This window comes from Psychroserpens sp. BH13MA-6, from assembly GCF_052983595.1.
In genome coordinates, this window is the sequence record NZ_JBRJGE010000002.1 from 185,039 (window position 1) to 206,319 (window position 21,281).

Here is a 21,281-nt window from a genome sequence, read left to right on the forward strand (position 1 = left end):
CGATTAGGGTATTATTTTGCAACAAACTTATACTATGAAGCTTCGCCCAACTTTCCTAATATTTTTAACGATGTCTTGTAATGCTTTGTTTGGCCAAGTAGAATCTGGTAAAACTGGAGCTTGGTACATGTACTTTTTTGATCATCAATTTAAATCTAGCGCTTTCGGATTTCAGGGTGATGTACAATATCGTAATTGGAATTTAGCAGGCGATTTAGAACAATTATTGTTACGCTCAGGAGTTACCTATAGACCAAAAGGTGTCAATGCCAAATTCACCTTAGGATACGCACATATAACCACTGGAGCCTTTGGTGATAGTGACGACACCTCTGTGGAAAGTAGAATTTATCAAGAAGCACTTCTGCCACATAAATTAGGAAATCGCGTTTACCTCACCCATCGTTTTAGATACGAACAACGTTTTGTTGAAGATCAAGATTTTAGGACAAGGTATCGCTATAATTTGTTTATGAACATTCCCCTTAATAAAAGCAATTTGGAAAAGGACGCTTTTTATGCAGCACTTTATAATGAATTGTTTGTCAACGGTCAAAAGGATATTGGTGATGGAAGATCTGTTGCCTTTTTCGATAGAAATAGAACCTATCTCGGAATTGGTTATGTTTTTAAGCCTGGTATGAAATTTCAGTTGGGTTGGATGAATCAGAAAACGAATACCATTGGTAAAGCACAATTGCAATTGAGTTTTCATCATAATTTCTAAGTCATAATACTTCAAATACTGCCAGAACATTTAGTACTTTTGTATTATAAATTTTGTTGATGACAGCCACTTTTAAACCCTACACTTTATACTTTAAAACACCGAGTGGAACATCTCGTGGTGTCTTGAAAGAAAAAAAGACTTGGTTTTTAGTTTTGAATCAAAACGATAAGACTGGCATTGGTGAATGCGGCATGTTTCAAGGTTTAAGTTTTGATGATCGCCCAGATTTTGAAGCCACATTACAATGGACATGCGATCACATAGATTATGGATTAGAACGACTACTTCTAGAACTTGATGAATTTCCAAGTATTCAATTTGGGCTCGAAATGGCTTTTAAATCCCTAGAAAGTGAGAATGGTTTTGAGCTGTTTCCTTCAAATTTTACTAGAAATCAATCTCCTATTGCTATTAATGGTTTGATTTGGATGGGATCTGAAACCTTTATGAAAGAGCAAATCAAAGATAAAATTGAAGCAGGTTTCAACTGTATAAAAATGAAAATTGGAGCGATCGACTTTCATACGGAACTCAACTTGCTGAAATCCATTCGTCAAGAATTCTCGGCGCAAGACATAGAATTGAGAGTAGATGCCAATGGCGCTTTTCATTCAAAGGATGCATTGGAAAAGCTGAAGCGCTTATCAGATTTTGAACTACACTCCATAGAACAACCAATTAAACAAAACCAGTGGCAAGAAATGGCCAACCTTTGCGCGCATACACCTTTGCCAATTGCCTTAGATGAGGAATTAATAGGTGTTATCACCTCTGAAAAAAAGCAAGAACTGCTCAATACCATAAAGCCGCAATATATCATTTTGAAACCAACGCTAGTTGGTGGTTTTCAAGGAAGTCTGGAGTGGATTCATTTGGCCAGTCAAAGAGAGATAGGATGGTGGATAACCAGCGCTTTAGAGAGTAATGTAGGATTGAATGCCATTGCGCAATGGACCTATACGCTTGAAAATGAATTGCCTCAAGGTTTGGGAACTGGAAGTTTATTTAACAATAATTTTGTGTCGCCATTAGTGGTAAAAAATGGTACATTGCAATATGAAACAAACGCTCATTGGAACGTTAATATTTAATACCTATGAATTACATACAACAAGCTTACAAAGGAGAAAATGATGCCTGGAAAATTATTTTAACTTTAATCATCGTTTCTGGACTTTTCATAATTAACCTCATCTTCTTTTTGTTTTTTAGTGATGGATTTGATGTCATCGAAGAGCAAAAAAAGCTATTGGAATTGATTCCTAGTAAAAACTTTTGGCTTGCAGCGAATTTATTTCCCTTTGCCGTTTTATTAGGATTGTTATTTTTATTTGTAAAATATTTACATAAACGAAGTTTAAAATCCTTAACAACAGGAAGAGCAAAGGTCGATTGGAGTCGCGCTTTTTTTTCATTTTCATTAATTGTGGTGGTGACAATTGTGTTGTTCACTATTGGTTATTTTTCCGACCCATCTATGGTCGAACTACAATTTGATCCAGTAAAATTCACAATTCTCCTTGTCATTAGTTTATTATTGTTTCCATTGCAAATAGGGTTGGAGGAATATTTATTTCGTGGGTATTTAATGCAACAAGTGGCTATTATCGTTAAAAACAAGTGGTTTCCTTTGATTTTGACGTCTGTACTGTTCGGTGTTTTGCATGCTGCTAATCCAGAGGTTGCTGAAATGGGACCAATCATTATGATTTTTTATATAGGTACGGGACTGTTACTGGGCATCATGACTTTAATGGATAATGGATTGGAGTTGGCTCTCGGATTTCACTTCGGAAACAATTTAATGGCGGCTTTATTGGTGACCTCTAAGTGGTCGGCATTGCAGACAGATGCTGTATTCGTATATACAGCTGAAAATGCTTCAAATGAAATATCGGAAATATTAGTGCCTGTATTAGTGGTATATCCTATTATCTTATGGATATTGGCTAAAAAATACAAGTGGACGAACTGGAAGTCTAACTTATTCGGAAAGGTTACAGAGCCACCAAAGGAGGACTATAAAATTATAGGAGAATAATAGCTTAAATCATCAAGTTTATGACACCAACGTTCGACAAAATTCATTTGAAATTCAAACTGAATGGCACTAACTATAATCATGAGGAATTAAAAGAAGTGGCCTATAGTTTGGTAAAAGAAGGTGAGCCTTATGAGCAGGTTATGGGTGATTTTATGCTGGATTGGTTAGATGATAAAGATTATGTTCTCACGAAAACTTCTGGCTCTACAGGATTGCCAAAACTGATCAAAATTAAAAAGCAGGAAATGGTCAATTCATCGGTAATGACTGGTGATTTCTTTAAATTAGAACCAGGAAATACAGCCTTACACTGCTTGCCAAGTCAGTTTATTGCGGGAAAAATGATGTTAGTAAGAGCTATGATTTTAGGTTTGGAATTAGATATGGTAGCTCCAACAACAATGCCAGCCTATGATGATCAAAAAGCCTATGATTTTTGTGCAATGATCCCATTGCAATTGAATAATTCTTTGAAACGACTTCAAGAAATAAAAACGATTATTGTGGGTGGTGCTCCTGTTTCGAATAGTTTGAGAGACGCTATTCAAAATGTGAAGCCAACCGTTTATGAAACATATGGTATGACAGAAACCGTAAGTCATATTGCTGTGAAAAAGCTAAATAAAACTAAAAAGAAAGCTCCTTATTTTAAGGTTCTTAGGGACATTTCTATAACAAAAGATGAGAGAGACTGTTTAGTGATTGATGCCAAGGAATTATCTGAGAACACCATCGTTACTAATGATGTCGTTAATTTAGTTTCCGATAAGGAATTCGAAATTATTGGACGCTTTGATAACATGATAAATTCTGGAGGCGTTAAATTGTTTCCAGAGCACATTGAAGGCAAACTACAAGACCAGTTATCTGCACGTTTCTTCATTTCTTCGGAGTTAGACAAAGCACTTGGGCAAAAAGTCATCTTGGTCATTGAAGGAGAAAAGAAAGACTTAGATGCCAGTGTATTTGAAGGATTGGATAAATTTGAAGTGCCAAAAGCAGTGTATTTCCTCCCGAAATTTATTGAAACCCCAAATGGCAAGTTGCATCGTGCAAAAACAATAGAACTGCTAAAGAGCTAGTTGCCTCATTCACAGATAGGTTTTACTCATTGCTAATAGGATGCATTCAAATATGCTTGTATGTTTGGTATATCACTAATAACCAAACCAATGAAAAATGTTCTTCTTACCATCGCTGTATTATTTTTTTGTCATGTTCATTTCGGACAAGAAATACCTGTTGAAACCCAATCAGTCACCATTGAAAACCTCATTCCATTTGCTGTAAATATTTCTGCAGTAAAGGATGACAGTTCGAAACAATTACCAAAGCACTTAATACTTCTAATTCAAACACCAACTTCGGGTTTAGATACGGAATCTAAAGTTATTTTAAAGCAGTCGTTCAAGTTACTGTCCGATAGATTATCAGTAAATGACAGTCTGTCCATTGTAACATATGCTGGTTTAAATGGTATAGCGCTTAAAAAATCACATTCAAAGAATATAAAGGCCATTTTATATGCTGTGGAGCACTTACAATCAAATATGAAGGAATTTCATAACGATGGTATTGAATTGGCTTACAAATTGGCTGAACAAGATGCTAGTGAACATACGACAAGTTCAGTGGTCATGATTCGAAATCCGGAGACATTGGCGTCCACGTCAGTGTCAAATGTTGTATCAAAACCGAATGATCTAGCGAATGAATCTAAAAATAAAAACGCTGTTTTATTAACGGCCATGACTCTCATACCGCAGATCATTTCAGTTATAAAAGATTAAGATAAGGGTGAGGTCGCTATACCTGTAACACACCCATGTTGAAAGGCTTTTCAATAGGTGCGTGATTGGCAGCTTCTATACCCATGCTAATCCATGTTCGCGTATCTAAAGGATTAATCACAGCATCCGTCCAAATTCGTGCTGCCGCATAATAGGGTGATACTTGATTATCGTATCTGTTTTTGATCTTGTCAAATAATTCCTTTTCTTTCTCTGCTGTTATTTTTTCACCTTGCTTTTCTAGAGATGCTTTTTCAATTTGCAAAAGTACTTTGGCAGCACTATTGCCACTCATAACAGCCAATTCGGCACTCGGCCAAGCTACAATAAGCCTCGGATCATAGGCCTTACCGCACATGGCGTAATTTCCAGCACCATAACTATTGCCAATGACAATCGTGAATTTTGGTACTACGGAATTACTAACAGCATTCACCATTTTAGCACCATCTTTTATAATGCCACCATGTTCCGATTTACTACCAACCATGAATCCCGTAACATCTTGAAGAAAGACAAGCGGAATTTTCTTTTGGTTACAATTGGCAATAAAACGCGTCGCTTTATCAGCACTATCGTTATAAATAACACCACCAAACTGCATTTCGCCTTTTTTGGTTTTAACTAATTTACGCTGATTGGCTACAATACCAACGGCCCAACCATCTATTCTTGCATAAGCCGTTATGATTGTTTGACCATAGCCTTCTTTGTATTCATCAAATTCACTGTCGTCTACTAAACGTTTGATGATCTCTTTCATATCGTATTGATCTGCTCTAGAACGTGGTAGAATACCAAAAATATCATCAGGATTGTCTTTAGGTTTTTTTGCTTCAGATCTATTAAAACCAGCTTGATCATAATCACCAATTTTATCCATCAAACGCTGAATAGTTTCCAAGGCGTCTTTATCATCTTTCGCTTTGTAATCTGTGACACCAGAAATTTCACAATGGGTTGTAGCACCTCCCAAGGTTTCGTTGTCTATGGTTTCACCAATCGCTGCTTTAACCAAATAACTTCCTGCCAAAAAGATACTACCAGTTTTATCAACGATGAGGGCTTCATCACTCATAATAGGAAGGTAAGCACCACCTGCTACACAACTTCCCATAACTGCTGCTATCTGAGTAATTCCCATACTGCTCATAACCGCATTATTTCTGAATATTCTACCGAAATGTTCCTTATCTGGAAAGATTTCATCCTGCATCGGTAAATAAACACCGGCAGAGTCTACCAAATAAATGATAGGTAATCGGTTTTCAATGGCAATTTCTTGCGCTCGTAAGTTCTTTTTTCCAGTAATTGGAAACCAAGCGCCTGCTTTAACAGTCGCATCATTGGCGACAACAATACACTGTTTACCACTTACATAGCCTATTTTGACGACGACACCACCAGAAGGACATCCGCCATGCTCTTTGTACATGTCTTCTCCGGCGAAAGCGCCTATTTCTACACTAGGTTTCTTACTATCGAGCAAATAATCTACGCGTTCTCTTGCTGTCATTTTTCCTTTTGCGTGATGCTTTTCAATCCGCTTTTCACCGCCACCTAATTTGACTTTGGCAAGGCGTTTTTTTAAATCTGAAAGGAGTAATTTATTGTGGTCTTCGTTTTTATTGAAGTTTAAATCCATGGCGTTATTAATTTCCACGAAATTACAAAACCCACGACGGATTATAAAGTGAATATTTTGTTAAAAAATATGACTAGGAAATATATTCCTTGGAAAATAAATGCTAATGGCGTATATTTGCTTAAAATTAATAACATTAAAATTTATGAGAAATATTGTCGTTTTTGCAGGGAGTAACAGTCGTAGTTCAATTAATAAACAACTCGCAACTTATGCTTCAACATTGCTAACGGATGCGGAGATTACCATTTTGGATCTGAACGACTTTGAATTACCAATGTATGGTATTGATAAAGAAAAAGCTCATGGGATTCCTGAAAATGCTCATAAATTTTTAGAACATATTAAAAACGCTGATGGTTTGATTATTTCATTAGCAGAGCACAATGGAGCGTATACCACTGCCTTTAAAAATTTATTTGACTGGATGTCTAGAATTGAATCTAAAACATTCTATGATAAGCCAATGTTATTAATGGCGGCATCGCCAGGGGCAAGAGGCGGACAATCCGTATTGCAAATTGCTATGAGTCGTTTTCCGTATCACGCTGCCAATATAACTGGCAAGTTTTCATTGCCGTCATTTGATGACAATTTTGACAATGGTAAAATCAGTAATGAGGAATTAAATGAGCAATTACTTGAGGAAATTCAACAGTTTGAAGATGCTTTATTATAAATAATATAGTGATGGGTGATTTAGCAAAAGATATCAATTCAAAGTTCGAAAATCAGAAAGTCAAAGCATTTCTGAATATTATCTATACAGCCAATTGGATTTCAAGTTGTCAAAACGAATTTTTCAAAGACTACGGGATTTCACCACAACAGTATAATATTTTGAGAATACTCAATGGTGCGAACGATGCGTTGAACGTACAAACTATAAAAGATAGAATGCTTGAACGCTCACCAAATGCCACACGCTTAATGGATAAACTTTGTGCTAAAAAATTGATACAACGTTTGCCATCAGAGCATGACAGACGTGTAGTGAAAATTGAAATTACCAAGAAAGGACAAGACTTATTAGCAGCCATTCCTAGCAATTTCAATAAAGATATGCTGAAAAATTTATCAGAAGAAGAAGCCAAACAATTGAGTGACCTTCTCGATAAAATGAGATGAGCTTTTTTTAACCGAATAGTTTCCATGGAAACTAATAAAATACAATCAATATGAAAAGGAATACCATAAAAAATATAGGAACCAGTGACTTTGTGAATATGGGACCCATCAGGTTACGTCAACCATTGCCTACACGACAAATAGATATGATAGATCCATTTGTGTTGTTGCATCATTATGGTCCGTATGAAATTTCAGAAACCCACAATCCATTTGATCTTGGACCACATCCTCATAGAGGATTTGAGCCTGTGACGTTTCTCGTTCAAGGCGAGCAATTACACCGAGATTCTCTAGGGCATGAAAGTGTGGTTAAGGCTGGAGATGTGCAATGGACAACTGCAGGACGTGGCATTATTCATGCCGAGAAACCCACTAATGAATTTGTAAAAAAAGGAGGCATCATTGAAGGGATTCAGCTTTGGCTGAACTTGCCAGCTTCAAAAAAAATGATATCTGCAAATTACCAACATGAGAAGCATGAGGATTTTCACAAAGTAATTTCAGAAGATAAGAAGGTGGTTACCAAGGTAATTGCTGGAACCTTAGACAGCAAACACGGAAGGATAGCGACCCAGACGCCTGTCAATGCCTTTATGATCGATGCCAAATCTGGAGGAACTGAAAGCATCCCTTTTCCCGATACACATCAAGGACTTCTGTACCTATTAAAAGGAAAAGTTCGTATTAATGAGAACGAGATGTTAGAATTGGATGGGTCGCAACTGATACAATTTAATCAGGATGGCGAAGGGTTTACTCTGAAAGCTGAAGCTGATAGTTTATTACTATTCTTATCAGGAGTACCTTTTAATGAACCAGTAGCGACCTATGGTCCGTACGTCATGAATACACAAACAGAAATTATGGAAGCCATGAGAGACTATCAAATGGGCAAAATGGGATTTCTTCCAGTGAATTAATAAAATAAGATATAATGAAAACAATACTGCATAAAGCAAATTCGAGAGGTTACGCCAATCATGGTTGGTTAAAATCCCATCATTCTTTTAGCTTCGCCAATTATCACAATCCAGAACGTATGAATTTTGGAGCACTACGTGTTTTGAATGATGATGTTGTACAGCCTAAAATGGGCTTCGGAACACACCCTCATCAGAATATGGAAATCATTTCGATACCGCTTACAGGTGCTTTGTCCCACAAAGATAGTATGGGAAACAAACGCGCTATTGAGGTTGGAGAAGTACAAGTGATGAGTGCAGGAACAGGGTTGACGCATTCTGAATTTAATGACAGTCCAACCGATGCTGTTAATTTTTTGCAATTGTGGATCATACCGCAAGAAAAAGATGTAACGCCTCATTACGAGCAACGAAATTTTCCTTCAGAAGGAAAGAAGAATCAATTACAATTGGTTGTTGCGCCTAAGGATAAAAATTTAAGCAATGCGCTTCCTATTAGTCAACAAGCTTACATTTACAGAACGTCCTTAGATGCAAGAAGCTCGATTGAATTAACGAGCTCATCCAACAATCATGGATTTTATGTTTTTGTGGTTGAAGGAGATATAAAGATTGGAGAGATTGCTTTAAATTCGAGAGACGCATTGGGTATTTATGAAACAGAACAAGTACAGATCAATGCCGACACAACATCGGAATTAATCATTATTGAAGTTCCTATGAGTTAATTGTGACAATGGATTTATAGCATCAAAGCATTCTTTTATAGGATGCTTTAATTTCGTTTAAAAATGCGATATTTGTAATTCCCTTAAAAAATAATGAATTATGGCAATGAACAAAAATACGGTGTTGGCTTGGGCTACCACGATTATGATAATAGTAGGATTAGGTTTAATAGCGCTTGGCGCCTTCAGATACGATGATGTAGCTGGATGGGGATTTGCAGCTGTTGGCATAGGCTTTTTCGCTGTAGCTTGGGTGTTTAATGCATTAAAAGGACGCGTATAATGAGTGATGATAAAAAAGTAATTTTCTCAATGTCTGGAGTGACAAAGACATTTCAATCTGCCAATACTCCAGTCCTTAAAAATATTTACCTAAGCTTCTTCTATGGTGCTAAGATTGGTATTCTTGGATTGAATGGTTCTGGTAAATCCACGTTGTTGAAAATCATTGCCGGTGTTGATAAGAACTATCAAGGTGATGTGGTGTTTTCTCCAGGGTATTCCGTGGGCTATTTAGAACAAGAACCACAGCTTGATGATGAGAAAACCGTTATGGAGGTGGTGCGCGAAGGTGCTTCTGAAACCGTCGCTATACTCGATGAATACAATAAGATAAATGATCAGTTCGGATTGGAGGAAGTTTATAGTAATCCAGATAAAATGGAAAAACTGATGAATCGTCAAGCGGAACTTCAAGATCAGATTGATGCGGCCAATGCGTGGGAATTAGATACCAAATTGGAAATTGCCATGGACGCTTTGAGAACGCCTGATGGCGATAAGAAAATTGGCGTGTTATCTGGTGGAGAAAGACGTCGCGTGGCACTTTGTAGGCTGTTATTACAAGAGCCTGATGTGTTATTGTTGGATGAGCCTACCAACCACCTTGATGCTGAATCGGTTCACTGGTTAGAACATCATTTGGCTCAGTACAAAGGAACAGTAATTGCGGTGACGCACGATAGATACTTTTTAGATAACGTCGCTGGGTGGATTTTAGAGTTGGATAGAGGTGAAGGCATCCCGTGGAAAGGCAATTATTCGTCATGGCTAGATCAAAAATCGAAGCGAATGGCGCAAGAGAGTAAAACAGCTTCTAAGCGACAAAAAACATTAGAGCGTGAGCTAGAATGGGTACGTCAAGGTGCTAAAGGAAGACAGACAAAGCAAAAGGCACGTTTGAAAAATTACGACAAATTGATGAGCCAGGACCAAAAGCAATTGGATGAAAAGCTAGAGATCTATATCCCTAATGGACCGCGATTGGGAACCAACGTAATTCAAGCCAAAGGTGTGAGTAAAGCTTATGGTGATAAATTGCTGTATGAAGATTTAAACTTCAACCTGCCACAAGCAGGTATTGTTGGCGTTATTGGACCCAATGGTGCTGGAAAAACTACCATTTTCAGAATGATTATGGGAGAAGAAACTCCAGATAAAGGTGAGTTTATAGTAGGAGAGACTGCTAAAATAGCCTATGTAGATCAGTCGCATTCAAATATAGATCAAGAAAAAACCATTTGGCAAAACTTTAGCGATGAGCAAGAACTCGTCATGATGGGAGGCAAGCAGGTCAATTCGAGAGCCTATTTAAGTCGCTTTAATTTTTCTGGAAGTGAGCAGAACAAAAAGGTAAAATTATTGTCTGGTGGTGAACGAAACCGTTTACATCTGGCGATGACCTTAAAAGAAGAAGGTAATGTCTTGCTTTTAGATGAGCCTACCAACGATTTGGATGTTAATACGTTAAGAGCTTTAGAGGAAGGTTTAGAAAATTTCGCTGGCTGTGCGGTGGTCATTTCCCACGATAGATGGTTTTTAGATCGTATTTGTACGCACATTCTCGCTTTTGAAGGTGATAGTCAAGTTTATTTCTTTGAAGGTAGTTTCTCTGATTACGAAGAAAATAAAAAGAAGCGTTTAGGAGGTGATCTTATGCCTAAACGAATAAAGTATAAAAAATTGGTTCGTTAAACTAAACTAATAATGAATAAAAAAAAAGACAGCATTTGCTGTCTTTTTTTTTATTCATGTCATCACGTAGTGATTAATTGTTATTATCATATAAATGGCCATCAGTAAAATCCTGATAACTTTGTTCCACTTCTTTTTTGTAAAAACTACTGTCAGTCAGACGTTTGTTTTCAGCCTTTAGTCGATACATCTTAATAATTGCAATAGCAATAAATACAATGAATATCGATGCAGTCACAATCAGTACAATGGTTAATTGTATTGTACTAACAAGTGAGATATTTGATATATAAGTGGTTAGCATTTGACTTCAGTTTACAATGATTTGGAGTTCAAATATACAACAATATTTAATTAAAATGTTATTTATCTATAAAAAGTTACACTTAATCGATAAAAAAGGTGTTTTTTATTGGTACCAGTCCCATTGTACAACCTCTATCGAATCATCACCTTGGTTAACTAAAGTTTTAAATTTGCCTACATCACTAAGCCCATCAGTACCTCTATAATGGTAAGGATACACCGTTTTCGGTTTGAACTCAAGCACGGCTTCTGCGGCTTTGTCAACCGTCATGGTATACGGTAAATTCATACATACAAAGGCCTTGTCAATATCGGTTAAGTTTCGCATTTCTGGTATGTCCTCTGTGTCTCCAGAAATATAGATGCGTTCGCCGCCAATAGTTAGCACATAACCATTACCACGTCCTTTTGGGTGAAATTTCAAGGCTTCCTCACGTAAGTTATACATCGGAATTGCTTCGATTTCAAAATCGTCAAAAGTTTTTGTCGTCCCATTATCCATAGCGACAACGGTACCAATCTTTAAGTCTTCTGGTAATTTTTCAATCACAGCTGTAGGAGCGATGACCGTTGAAGCCGATAAATCCAATGCTTGTAAGGTTTCTTGGTGATAATGATCACCATGGATATCCGTAATTAAGACATATTCAGGAGCTTCAAATGCGCTAAAAGCCTCAGCGCCTCCAGTTGGATCTACATAGATCAGGTCTTCTCCATGACGCATAACCATGGTCGCATGAGAAATGGGTGTGATGTCTAAAGGCTCTTTTTTCATGTCAGTTGAGACGGCAACGTCAGTCTCATTTACTTGGTTGTCACTAGCCATTTGATCCTTTTTTTCAGATTTACAAGAACTCAAAATGATACAGATCCCTAGAATAATAATGTTTAAATGTTTCATAGTTATAATTATTTTAACCTAAAGATAAATACAAATGTTTAGTTCGTAAAGTTTGTAACAAAATATTAAGTTTTACTACTGATAATTTACAGGGATTAAGTTTTAAAAACCATATTTTTTAACGAAATTGCTTGTCCGAATTATTGTTCAACCTTAACACACCACATAATATGTCTGATGATTTTGATTTATTAGAAACCAATTCCAACGAGAAAACAGAGAAAGTAGATGTCAATTGGGGAAAAGCCATTGACCAGATGAAATCGAAACTAGCACAAGAAGATGATCCTGAAAGTCGTCAGAAAATCTTAAACGCCACCTTAGATAATGTTGTAGATATGGCCGAGAAGGACAGGTCAACTTTATTGGATGCGATAAAAGATTTGACCGATTATCAAGATGAAGTTGGTATCATGTTCGAAGGTTTTTCAGCCTTAAATGCCGCTGAACAAAAAATTATTGATGATGCTATCAAACGTTTGGAACGTGCCAAAGTGGAATTAGAAGATGCTAATAATACGCCAGATACTTGGTGGAATAATCTTTGGGGAAGAAAAACGAAGATCAAAAAGGCTGAAGAAGAATTGCGAAATGCACAAAAAGAGCGTGATGCAGCAGATAATAAAGCAAAGGCCTTATTTCAACAGCGTATTGAAAATGCTGATGTCCAAACCCTTTTGAATGAATTATCATTTAAAAGCCAAGCTGCGGTTAAACGTTTGAAAGATCGTGAATTGGAAATCAAAGAAGTGGAGGAAAGTTTGAAGACTGCCATTGTTGAAGCGAGTAATAATCATACCAAAGCCTTAGAAAAGAAAAAGCAAGTTGAAGCGCAATTAGAAGAACAATATGCCCTACTAAAACAAGCGCGTCAAGCACTAGAGGAGGTAGCGGATAAGCAATCTACGGAGTATTCCGAAGCACTTGAGCGTGTCACGCAATTGGAACAAAAAGTGGAAGAGTTAGAAGGACTTAAGAATGCCTATACCACACTTGCAGCGTCAAAAGATAGTTTTGTTCACAAGCATAATCTAACCATAAAAGTACTCACATCTTTACGTAGCAACTTACAAACGCATCGGGCGAAACTTAAGAGTGATACCGATGAGCGTTTAAAATACTACGACGGTTATGTGGTGGCGTTAAAGGCCAGAACAGACCAAGAGTTTGCCGCAATTCTAGAGCATCTTGGTGTAAAAACAGACGAGCATATTGGCGAAACACTTGCGGCAATGCACACGGCTAGTGCGAAAGCACGCCAGGAAATGATGGATAATATTCCAGTTCATGAAAAAGTGATGCAAGGGGTTTATGGTAGTTATGCTGAGGCTTTAAAGGAAATTAGATCAAAGGATTCTGAAATTCAAAAGAATTTCGCTGACCGATATGGAATCGATATGAAAGAGATTTTCGACGAGTATTATAAAGCAGATCCTAACGCGCCTTCAGATGGTGGTGAGCCAGAAGGTGAAGCTAAACCAGAAGCTAACGACGACGATTTGTTGTCTTAACATAATGATGGCGTTTCCCGCTTTTGATTCACTCAAAAGCGGGTCAGGCTCTCGCTAGTCGCTCACGTCGTGGAGCTCCACAATAGCTCCATCCTTAACGCAAATTTCGCTATGAATAGTACCAACAAGTATGTAATAGGTTTCTTTTTTATGGTCTTCGTGGCATTGGGATTTATATTTATTTCCAACGATCATAAGACTTGTCACATAACCGAGAAAACCACCAATGGTGCACATGGAGAGACCATTGTGACTAAAACACATGTTTGTAACGAAACCTTTAATTTTTAAATCGGTAAAATCCGGAATCAAAAACATGCAGAACGTCCTTAGAAAATACAAACTGATAGATCAATGTACGTTGGCGTTAGACACTACTAAATCAGACTTTGTGAATCGTTTGCAAAGTCATGTGGATCCATCTGATCTCGGTTATTTTTCTGATGTCTTTGAGGTTTTTTCATCAAGTAAAAATGAGTATAAAGGGCAAGTAGATGACCAAGGTTTCAAATTGAAACGACGACGACGCTTCTTCGACTCAAAAATGAATATGGCCATAGCAACAGGACGCTTTAGGCAAGCATCAGATACACTCATGATTGAGATGGAAATATCAGGCTTTAACACTGGATTGAAGTTGTTTTATATCATGATTTCTATTTTTTATGTATTATTTCTCTTAGGATTCTTAGTGTCTGTAGGGACGGATGATGCACCGTTGTTTTTAGCACCTTTCATTTTGCTTCATGCCGCTTTCATGTTTGGAATTCCTTTTCTCATAATGAGACGCAGTGTTAAACGACTTAAATATGATTTGGAACGTGAATTTCACTTCATCGCGACGAAAACGACGCTAGCACCAATAAGATTTTAATAATTAATAAATCAAATGATTGTAACCCCTTTAGATTCGGCGATATTGGATTCCAAGGAGCAGTATGTGTTCTATCATAAAATGATAGACTTTACACTGAAGGAATTGATTGTCGCTGTTCAGCAAAATCAATTATTAAATGATCCTGAAATCCGTTTGTTTAAGCAATACAGCGACCTATTGCTGTATTCTATAGAGGCGATGAGAATCAAATATATGTACGATGATGAAGAACATATGAAGGTAGATCTTACAGATTCCGGGTTTCCTAATTATTTAGAATTTCGGTATTTGTTCAATGATTTGGAACTGCGAGAGGAATATCTTGGTAAATTAACAAGTATCGATACCTTGAAAGAGGAGTTTTTAGATACCCTGTTAAGAAGAAAAGAACCCATTTCAAAACGCAAATTATTTCAGGCAGCGTCGATTGTTTATTACTCGTCTGCAAAAAAGGAATATATATTCAACCGCTTTGTCCAAGGTAAAATAATGGAAGCGCCTCAGGAGGCACCAGGTGAATATATGGTAAGCTGGAGTTTTTACGAAGTGTCTCATAATAGGCCTTTTGTATGCTATATGTATTTTAATTATGATGGCAGTAATGTTCAAAAAGATAGAGAAGACATTTATTACGCACTCAAAACGGTTGCAGATAGGGAGTTAGCCTTAGACACTATGGCGTATGCCATTGATAAGCGATTGCCTAAAGTCATGCCTAAATTGGTAAAACGTGTAGATTTAGGCCCCATTCACAACGTATTTGCTAAAGACGAGAACAAAGTGACGCACGCCATTTTGGAAGGGATAGCACAAAAAACTATTCCATTGGAATCCTATGCTATTTCATTTAAAATTGATGAAGTACGCTCTAAAAGTGAATTTAAAGAAGGAAGTTTTTTTAATAAGCAAGTCTTTCAAAAGTGGAATGCTATCATGAAGCAGCGCTATGTTTTTGCGCCACATCGCATCATACAGCTATTGTATAATAAAACACCAGAAGTCATGAATAAGTTAGCTAAAGCGCCTATTCAATTGGCAGATTTAAAAATAAACAACTAAAGTTTCAGTAGGTTTAACCGAAACGACCAATGATTAATTAACGAATGGAACACAACTCAACATTTCCCATCAAACAAAACGAATTGGATATGCTTCGTGATGAAGCTACTTCTTACATCAAAAGTATTCAATGGGAACAAGGGCAACGTGCTAAAAATAAAGATAAAGACGCTAAGGACGAGTCGATTTTACTTTACTTGTCTCGTGCTAAAGGAAACGGTAACTCAGAAGTGACATCGGTGTCCAAAACGATTCTAGAACTTAAAAAACGCTTATTGCCTGAGTCTATTGCGATTCCTATGCATCTCAATCAAACGCTTTATGCAGTACAAGAAGGAATTACGCTTGGTATTTGGATTAAGGATAGCTATTACGATGCGTCTGGTCTATCAAGTTTATCAGAAAATAAAACAGCTTTAGACAGCTCTGGTAAACGTGAATACGAGAGTAAAATGCAAACGGCTACGGCATTTATGTTATTCGCCACAGCCTATAAAATACTTCACGATTTAAAAACCATGGCTTCGGATGACTTGAGTGTCATGAAAAATAAATTTGCAGGCATTCCAGAAGTCTCGCTTATGACGCCTTTAAAAGGCATATCCTGTGCATTGTTCTATTATGATAAATATTTGGGACATCCCGAAATTATCAAATCCGATAAGGACGTTGTAGATTTTACTGTGGTATATTTTGAAGCCTTGATTGCAGAGATTCAAATGCGTAAAAGCAGTTTGGAATATACCGAAACGATTGTCGATCGTACTTATAAATTAGAGCAATCAGAATTTGCTGTATCCGGTTGGGATAATATCTTTCAAGGTGCCGCAAAAAGTGTCGAATTTAATAAGATTCAGTTTGAACAAATTGTGGGTAACAGAGATGCTAAGCATTTTGCCCGACGTTTAACAGAACGGCTATTGAGTTATGATTTTACAGCAAAGAAGAATCCATTTCAGGAGCTTGGTGGTTTTATGCCTGTATTTATGGGCTACGGAATTCCTGGAACTGGAAAGAGTATGTTGATCGCTGCAATTGCGACACGTTTAAAGGAGCACTGTGACCAACTAGATATTCCTTTTTTATTCCATCCAATGCCTGATACATTGATATCGACATTTCAAGGTGGTTCTGCCGAAAAAATGGTAGATTGGATGAAGCCTTTACAAGATCCATCCAAACTAATTTTTGCACCCATTGATGATGCCGAAAACAACCTACAGGAGCGAACAGCACAAGGCGTTTCTGCGGGTGTAAAAGAAGTTATTGGTGTCTTTCTGCGATATACAGAAGGCGCTTATGCCGTGAATTATGGAAATAGCTCTATTGGTTTATTTACAAATCTTCCAGAAATGTTAGATAAAGCGGTTATTTCGAGAGTGCAAGGGCGATTCAAAATTGATGGTGCTCGTACCGAACATGACTTCCTAGACCAAGATCATCTTTGGTGGCGAAAGCTGGACGATACCATGCCAAATTTTGTGAATATGCAAGGTCCTGAAAATTACAGTTATCTACAAGATCAAGGCTTGGCAAAAAATATGGGTGAAATTCTAAAAGTCTCAGACAAGCCAACTGAAGAACGAGTTTTAGAAGTCTATAACAAAGTAGAACAGCATTTTAAATCGAATCAGCATTTGTTTTATGCTAACCTTTACAAAGAAATACAGAAGATTTTTCCGTTTTTTTCCTCGAGAGATGTGCGTAATATACAAAGTGCAGTGTCCTTGCGTCTCACCGATTTTGATTTGGAAGAAGACTGGTTTGAAAATCCTGAGATCTATTTTAAGAAGGATTATGAGACCAAGTTTCATATGCTTCAGGAATTAATGCGTTCCAATATGAAAGGTTTGGATTTTTCTGAAATTCGCCGACAAGAAGTCGTGCGTTATTTAGATAATGTGGCCACCATTGCAGACACCGATTTTAAACGTAAAGTAGATGCAAGGGTGAATCAATTAAAAATTGACTTAGAGGCTAGAGAACAGTTTGGAAACTAATACTATGAATAAGCTTAAAGCTGCAAATTTATATCGAAGTGAACTCATTCCTGTTTCAGGAAAGCTTGTTGAACGCTATAATAAGTGCCTAAAAAAGTTAGGATTCACGGAAACAAAACTCTCAAGTTTTTCAATAGATGGCATTGGTTGGAGTCCAGAAGTGGCCGAGGAAAAAGGAGATGACAACTACTTGTGTAATGGTGAATCTAATCCGCACGGCATCATCATTTCACCTCTACAGAACAAAAAGCCAGTCTATTCGCCTTATCACACATTTGATAGAGATATGATGCAACAGGTGTTTAAAACGCATGGCGATAAGATTAATGATATTACAAGAGATTCGGCGATATGTATAGATTTTGATCAAAGCATTGATGCGTTTTATGAACCTTTGGATGTTCTGAAATATCATATCGTCACTATCAAATTCCATTTAATTGATAAATTGGATCATGTGAGAGAAGACCAATTGTTATTGATTGAAAAATTTAAGCAGGGGAATAATTTTATTGATGAAGATATCCATAAACAACTGTTGGAGTCGGCCAATAAATATGGTGATTTGCGTGAGCGTGATCTCAATTTGCAATCGGTGAACTTTGTGACCGATTCGTTCTATACGAAATCATTTGGTGGTGTCTATGTACTTCGGGATTTTATTTCACCAATTGTTGTATTTGAAGATATGAAGTGGTATAAAGAAGCGATTAAAGACACTCTTCACGATGTATTTATTTTTCATATTTCACAACCAGAACTCGTAGCAAAGTTGCGAGACCACATTATTATTTCTTACGATCTAGAAGCTATTGTTAAAACAAGTCGCTACGAACGGATCAAGAAATTTGAATTTGCGAAACACCTGTCTAGTACACAGCACCCGATTCGAGATATTTTAAATGATCCTCTGCTATTTAAGAGTTATTTGAACAAAGTAGATATTGAGACGCGAAAGAAAGTCATGAGTGTAGAACGCTATCTCGAAAAATTGGAAACGAGTAACCAGTATAAAATATCTGATATTGTCGATGAAGATTTATTTCAGGCGATGCATGAACCACACTCTAGTTTGCATCCGAAGCATCAAGATTTGATTTGGAAACTATTGGTGAATATCGCTCCTAAAGATGTCCTGTTCTTATATTGGTACGATAAAGTTGAATTTTATAAGCAATATCAAACTTGGGACGATTCGCTGAAGGATTGGGTTATAGAAACCATTCGTAACAATATTTAGGAAATTTAGACTAACTTTATAAAGGGTTCTAATTTAAACCACACATTATGGGAACAGATTTGATTATTTTTATTGCAGCAGTACTTTTCGGAATTTTCCTCTACTGGAGAGAATCGAATGGCAATGGCGCTTATCGATTTGTCAACAAGATGATGAATAGTAAGGAGTTACAAATGAGTCCGGATAATCCGAAAGGTTTCGTATATAAACGAAGCTTCATTCCTCGACTGCTATTCATTGTGGTTTTGGTTTTGGTAGCAGCTTTGATTCTGGAATTTTTGACGCCAATTAATGTGTTTTCAAGTTATTACGGAATTTCTGCATTTGCTTCATTTGCAGCAGGGAGTTTATTAGGAACTTACATCGCGAATTTTGTGATTAAATCTACGAAGGTGATTGAAGAACAAGGGGATTCCTTAGAGGATAAATTTGAGCATGTTGTAGAAAAAGGAAAAGACTTTATTGACGATTTGAAGAATAAGGATAACAAAGCAGTCGAAGAAGCCAAAGATGAAATCAAAAACACCCCTGAAACCAAGCCCAACGAAAAGTCGGCTCGTGAGCGACTTAAGGACAAAGGCTTAATGTAGCTTTCCGAACTTTAGCACATTCGTCAAATTAATTATTAATATTTAGGCATGATAAAATCGTATTGGAATAAAGGAAAAAAACAAAAAACCATCACCATCGTCGCTGGACTCATCTTGCTAATTGCGCTGTTTGTTTTACGTGATGATTATCAACCAGCCTTGTTATTTGTTCGAAAATATATCTTTATCATTTTATTGAGCTGTTTGGTATTGTTTTTCGGACTCAAGAAGTTTAGAAGTTCAGCAAGTACAGGAAGACGATTGGGCATTCTAGGCTTGTTATTTGTGTTTTTCGCATTACTTTATGTATTAGGTTGGAATCAAGGGATGTACGATTATATGAAAACGTATAATGTCTTTAAAGATTTAAATAAGGTCGAAATAAATGAACTACCACTCACACAGAATGAGCGCATTCAACCGCTTCGCAACATATTTTCTATGGCTAATGAAAGTGTAGGAGAGACGAAAGATGTATCGTTGCCGCATTTGGTACGAGTAGATAATGAAAATAAATGGACCATGGCCATTCAGCCTTCTGAAAATTATACCTTTCAACAAATTAGCGATAATACAGAAGAAGTCTTTGCCGTATCGAGTACGACACCTTTCCCTAGATTTTCAGCAGAAAATCGGATTCCAGTAACCTTTTCAATAGGCGAATCCTTAAAATTTAGTAGAAACACGTATAATGCGGTCGTTCAACGTTTCAATCCTTGGATGCTTATTAACTATGAGCCTAGCGACACGTTTTATATGAAAAACGACTCAGGAGCATGGGTGCAAGTGGTGAGTTTGATTAAATGGAAAGGGTTTTTCTTTCCGTACCCAACGTTCGGAGGTGTCATGATCATTGATAATGGCGAACATGATTTTAATGATTATTTGGAGCGAATTACCATAGGAAAGGGCACCTATATTGCTCCTGAAGAAATGACAAATTATCCGTATCTCACGAAACAGAATACCTTGGCAGAAAAAGTATCGCGTTTGCAAGCAGAATCGTTAAAATTCCTCGGTGGTTTTAGTGATCCTTTACCATGGAATATGGAAACTGCCGTAAAAATTCCTGACTTACCTGACGATCAAAATCAACAACCCTTTGTTACCGATTTTGATTTTGCAGGCTCTGAAAGCGATGCCTATAGTGGCTTATATCATTGGTTTGGATTAGAACCTGTGGGTGACGAACGTACGAGCTTAAGCTATAGTGTGTTTGTACCAGCTGATGGCACTAATAAGCTGTATTATTATGATCACGCAGCTAAAAAGCAAGGCTATGCTGGTGTTTCAGCTATGCCTCTCAAGGTGATCGAATCACGTAAAGAGTTTGATTGGTCGGTCAATAAACCTGTAGAATTTCGACCTTATATCAAAAATATTGCGGGTCGCAAGCGCTTGTTTTTCTTAGGAACAATTTCAGCTATTAAAGAAAATGCGGCTGGTCAATTTGATGGATCAGCAACACCAGATTTGGCGCTAATTGATAGTGAATATCGGGATGTTATATGGATTGACGTGAAACATCCGAGCACATGGGATAAGGAAGTCTACGACCAATTAGGTGAAGCATGGAGAGCTAGTGAAGGCATTGGATATTTCTATCAAGAAGAAATCACTGATGACGATTTGCAGCGCGTTATAGATTCCGTAACCGCGATTCCGAAGGTTAATGAAAATGCCAAGGAAATAGAAGCACTACAACGCCGATTAGATTCCCTGAAGAGTACCGGAAGTTCCTATTAATTGATTGTTATAAAAAATCGCATTCAACTTGTGCGACTTGGTATCAAAGATCTAAGATTTTAGAAGCATAGCGCTGTGACTATGTA

Annotated in this window: 22 protein-coding genes; 18 read left to right on the top strand and 4 right to left on the bottom strand. The window is 37.1% G+C overall.

Translation table 11 applies throughout. The features are described 5' to 3' along the window. Nucleotides 1-34 precede the first annotated feature (34 nt). From ACU8DI_RS05380 to ACU8DI_RS05400, 5 genes are all read left to right on the top strand, one after another. Nucleotides 35-727 carry a DUF2490 domain-containing protein gene (locus ACU8DI_RS05380; protein WP_447111727.1) on the top strand — a complete coding sequence of 231 codons (693 nt, stop codon included), beginning with the start codon at nt 35-37 and terminating at the stop codon, nt 725-727. 59 nt (nt 728-786) lie between these two features. Further along, on the top strand, nt 787-1,821 hold the full coding sequence (locus ACU8DI_RS05385) for an o-succinylbenzoate synthase (protein WP_447111728.1): 1,035 nt from the start codon (nt 787-789) through the stop codon (nt 1,819-1,821). 5 nt (nt 1,822-1,826) lie between these two features. Beyond that, on the top strand, nt 1,827-2,771 hold the full coding sequence (locus tag ACU8DI_RS05390) for a CPBP family intramembrane glutamic endopeptidase (RefSeq protein ID WP_447111729.1): 945 nt from the start codon (nt 1,827-1,829) through the stop codon (nt 2,769-2,771). 20 nt (nt 2,772-2,791) lie between these two features. Then, the gene (locus ACU8DI_RS05395; RefSeq protein ID WP_447111730.1) at nt 2,792-3,856 is read left to right on the top strand and encodes an AMP-binding protein; all 1,065 of its coding nucleotides are present in this window, start codon (nt 2,792-2,794) and stop codon (nt 3,854-3,856) included. A gap of 90 nt (nt 3,857-3,946) precedes the next feature. Beyond that, on the top strand, nt 3,947-4,564 hold the full coding sequence (locus ACU8DI_RS05400; protein WP_447111731.1) for a hypothetical protein: 618 nt from the start codon (nt 3,947-3,949) through the stop codon (nt 4,562-4,564). 16 nt (nt 4,565-4,580) lie between these two features. Here the strand turns inward: ACU8DI_RS05400 and ACU8DI_RS05405 are convergent, their stop codons facing one another. After that, complete coding sequence (locus ACU8DI_RS05405; protein ID WP_447111732.1) at nt 4,581-6,209, bottom strand: acyl-CoA carboxylase subunit beta; 1,629 nt, start codon at nt 6,207-6,209, stop codon at nt 4,581-4,583. A 145-nt stretch (nt 6,210-6,354) separates the two neighbouring features. Here ACU8DI_RS05405 and ACU8DI_RS05410 point away from each other — a divergent pair, with 145 nt between their 5' ends. From ACU8DI_RS05410 to ettA, 6 genes are all read left to right on the top strand, one after another. Continuing rightward, nucleotides 6,355-6,888, top strand: a complete 534-nt coding sequence (locus tag ACU8DI_RS05410) for an NADPH-dependent FMN reductase (protein ID WP_447111733.1) — start codon at nt 6,355-6,357, stop codon at nt 6,886-6,888. Between the two features lie 11 nt (nt 6,889-6,899). Beyond that, entirely contained in the window at nt 6,900-7,337 is a 438-nt protein-coding gene (locus ACU8DI_RS05415; RefSeq protein WP_447111734.1) for a MarR family winged helix-turn-helix transcriptional regulator, read from the top strand. Between the two features lie 50 nt (nt 7,338-7,387). Then, on the top strand, nt 7,388-8,260 hold the full coding sequence (locus ACU8DI_RS05420) for a pirin family protein (protein WP_447111735.1): 873 nt from the start codon (nt 7,388-7,390) through the stop codon (nt 8,258-8,260). A 14-nt stretch (nt 8,261-8,274) separates the two neighbouring features. Beyond that, complete coding sequence (locus ACU8DI_RS05425; RefSeq protein WP_447111736.1) at nt 8,275-8,991, top strand: pirin family protein; 717 nt, start codon at nt 8,275-8,277, stop codon at nt 8,989-8,991. A gap of 100 nt (nt 8,992-9,091) precedes the next feature. Continuing rightward, nucleotides 9,092-9,274 carry a CAL67264 family membrane protein gene (locus ACU8DI_RS05430; protein WP_447111737.1) on the top strand — a complete coding sequence of 61 codons (183 nt, stop codon included), beginning with the start codon at nt 9,092-9,094 and terminating at the stop codon, nt 9,272-9,274. Further along, entirely contained in the window at nt 9,274-10,965 is a 1,692-nt protein-coding gene (gene ettA, locus ACU8DI_RS05435; protein ID WP_447111738.1) for an energy-dependent translational throttle protein EttA, read from the top strand. Before ACU8DI_RS05430 ends, ettA begins: the two co-directional genes overlap by 1 nt. A 73-nt stretch (nt 10,966-11,038) precedes the next feature. Here ettA and ACU8DI_RS05440 read toward each other — a convergent pair whose 3' ends face one another. Next, the gene (locus ACU8DI_RS05440; protein WP_447111739.1) at nt 11,039-11,269 is read right to left on the bottom strand and encodes a hypothetical protein; all 231 of its coding nucleotides are present in this window, start codon (nt 11,267-11,269) and stop codon (nt 11,039-11,041) included. Nucleotides 11,270-11,374: 105 nt separating this feature from the next. Then, nucleotides 11,375-12,172, bottom strand: a complete 798-nt coding sequence (locus ACU8DI_RS05445) for an MBL fold metallo-hydrolase (RefSeq protein WP_447111740.1) — start codon at nt 12,170-12,172, stop codon at nt 11,375-11,377. Between the two features lie 170 nt (nt 12,173-12,342). On the opposite strand from ACU8DI_RS05445, the gene ACU8DI_RS05450 reads away from it, so the two are divergent. Then, nucleotides 12,343-13,683, top strand: coding sequence for a microtubule-binding protein (locus tag ACU8DI_RS05450; protein ID WP_447111741.1), 1,341 nt, complete (start codon nt 12,343-12,345; stop codon nt 13,681-13,683). Nucleotides 13,684-13,737: 54 nt separating this feature from the next. Here the strand turns inward: ACU8DI_RS05450 and ACU8DI_RS05455 are convergent, their stop codons facing one another. Continuing rightward, nucleotides 13,738-13,947 carry a hypothetical protein gene (locus ACU8DI_RS05455; protein WP_447111742.1) on the bottom strand — a complete coding sequence of 70 codons (210 nt, stop codon included), beginning with the start codon at nt 13,945-13,947 and terminating at the stop codon, nt 13,738-13,740. Between the two features lie 52 nt (nt 13,948-13,999). On the opposite strand from ACU8DI_RS05455, the gene ACU8DI_RS05460 reads away from it, so the two are divergent. The 6 genes from ACU8DI_RS05460 to ACU8DI_RS05485 are packed head-to-tail and all read left to right on the top strand — an operon-like array spanning nt 14,000 to nt 21,195. Next, nucleotides 14,000-14,557 carry a hypothetical protein gene (locus ACU8DI_RS05460; protein ID WP_447111743.1) on the top strand — a complete coding sequence of 186 codons (558 nt, stop codon included), beginning with the start codon at nt 14,000-14,002 and terminating at the stop codon, nt 14,555-14,557. A 15-nt stretch (nt 14,558-14,572) separates the two neighbouring features. Beyond that, entirely contained in the window at nt 14,573-15,619 is a 1,047-nt protein-coding gene (locus ACU8DI_RS05465; RefSeq protein WP_447111744.1) for a hypothetical protein, read from the top strand. Nucleotides 15,620-15,663: 44 nt separating this feature from the next. Next, on the top strand, nt 15,664-17,619 hold the full coding sequence (locus ACU8DI_RS05470; protein ID WP_447111745.1) for an AAA family ATPase: 1,956 nt from the start codon (nt 15,664-15,666) through the stop codon (nt 17,617-17,619). Nucleotides 17,620-17,623: 4 nt separating this feature from the next. Further along, the gene (locus ACU8DI_RS05475) at nt 17,624-18,859 is read left to right on the top strand and encodes a DUF6638 family protein (RefSeq protein WP_447111746.1); all 1,236 of its coding nucleotides are present in this window, start codon (nt 17,624-17,626) and stop codon (nt 18,857-18,859) included. Nucleotides 18,860-18,906: 47 nt separating this feature from the next. Further along, nucleotides 18,907-19,449: a hypothetical protein gene (locus ACU8DI_RS05480; protein ID WP_447111747.1), complete on the top strand. Its 543-nt coding sequence runs from the start codon at nt 18,907-18,909 to the stop codon at nt 19,447-19,449. A gap of 48 nt (nt 19,450-19,497) precedes the next feature. Continuing rightward, the gene (locus ACU8DI_RS05485) at nt 19,498-21,195 is read left to right on the top strand and encodes a hypothetical protein (protein ID WP_447111748.1); all 1,698 of its coding nucleotides are present in this window, start codon (nt 19,498-19,500) and stop codon (nt 21,193-21,195) included. Nucleotides 21,196-21,281 lie beyond the last annotated feature (86 nt).

Excerpts from the sequence above, each read along its gene's own strand:
- ACU8DI_RS05430 (WP_447111737.1), top strand. The coding sequence starts at position 9,092 with ATGGCAATGAACAAAAATACGGTGTTGGCTTGGGCTACCACGATTATG.
- ACU8DI_RS05455 (WP_447111742.1), bottom strand. The coding sequence starts at position 13,947 with ATGTGTTTTAGTCACAATGGTCTCTCCATGTGCACCATTGGTGGTTTT.
- ACU8DI_RS05405 (WP_447111732.1), bottom strand. The coding sequence starts at position 6,209 with ATGGATTTAAACTTCAATAAAAACGAAGACCACAATAAATTACTCCTT.
- ACU8DI_RS05460 (WP_447111743.1), top strand. The coding sequence starts at position 14,000 with ATGCAGAACGTCCTTAGAAAATACAAACTGATAGATCAATGTACGTTG.
- ACU8DI_RS05395 (WP_447111730.1), top strand. The coding sequence starts at position 2,792 with ATGACACCAACGTTCGACAAAATTCATTTGAAATTCAAACTGAATGGC.
- ACU8DI_RS05445 (WP_447111740.1), bottom strand. The coding sequence starts at position 12,172 with ATGAAACATTTAAACATTATTATTCTAGGGATCTGTATCATTTTGAGT.
- ACU8DI_RS05470 (WP_447111745.1), top strand. The coding sequence starts at position 15,664 with ATGGAACACAACTCAACATTTCCCATCAAACAAAACGAATTGGATATG.
- ACU8DI_RS05465 (WP_447111744.1), top strand. The coding sequence starts at position 14,573 with ATGATTGTAACCCCTTTAGATTCGGCGATATTGGATTCCAAGGAGCAG.
- ACU8DI_RS05440 (WP_447111739.1), bottom strand. The coding sequence starts at position 11,269 with ATGCTAACCACTTATATATCAAATATCTCACTTGTTAGTACAATACAA.
- ACU8DI_RS05400 (WP_447111731.1), top strand. The coding sequence starts at position 3,947 with ATGAAAAATGTTCTTCTTACCATCGCTGTATTATTTTTTTGTCATGTT.
- ACU8DI_RS05380 (WP_447111727.1), top strand. The coding sequence starts at position 35 with ATGAAGCTTCGCCCAACTTTCCTAATATTTTTAACGATGTCTTGTAAT.
- ACU8DI_RS05450 (WP_447111741.1), top strand. The coding sequence starts at position 12,343 with ATGTCTGATGATTTTGATTTATTAGAAACCAATTCCAACGAGAAAACA.
- ACU8DI_RS05420 (WP_447111735.1), top strand. The coding sequence starts at position 7,388 with ATGAAAAGGAATACCATAAAAAATATAGGAACCAGTGACTTTGTGAAT.
- ACU8DI_RS05390 (WP_447111729.1), top strand. The coding sequence starts at position 1,827 with ATGAATTACATACAACAAGCTTACAAAGGAGAAAATGATGCCTGGAAA.
- ACU8DI_RS05425 (WP_447111736.1), top strand. The coding sequence starts at position 8,275 with ATGAAAACAATACTGCATAAAGCAAATTCGAGAGGTTACGCCAATCAT.
- ACU8DI_RS05410 (WP_447111733.1), top strand. The coding sequence starts at position 6,355 with ATGAGAAATATTGTCGTTTTTGCAGGGAGTAACAGTCGTAGTTCAATT.
- ACU8DI_RS05385 (WP_447111728.1), top strand. The coding sequence starts at position 787 with ATGACAGCCACTTTTAAACCCTACACTTTATACTTTAAAACACCGAGT.
- ACU8DI_RS05415 (WP_447111734.1), top strand. The coding sequence starts at position 6,900 with ATGGGTGATTTAGCAAAAGATATCAATTCAAAGTTCGAAAATCAGAAA.
- ettA (WP_447111738.1), top strand. The coding sequence starts at position 9,274 with ATGAGTGATGATAAAAAAGTAATTTTCTCAATGTCTGGAGTGACAAAG.
- ACU8DI_RS05485 (WP_447111748.1), top strand. The coding sequence starts at position 19,498 with ATGATAAAATCGTATTGGAATAAAGGAAAAAAACAAAAAACCATCACC.
- ACU8DI_RS05480 (WP_447111747.1), top strand. The coding sequence starts at position 18,907 with ATGGGAACAGATTTGATTATTTTTATTGCAGCAGTACTTTTCGGAATT.
- ACU8DI_RS05475 (WP_447111746.1), top strand. The coding sequence starts at position 17,624 with ATGAATAAGCTTAAAGCTGCAAATTTATATCGAAGTGAACTCATTCCT.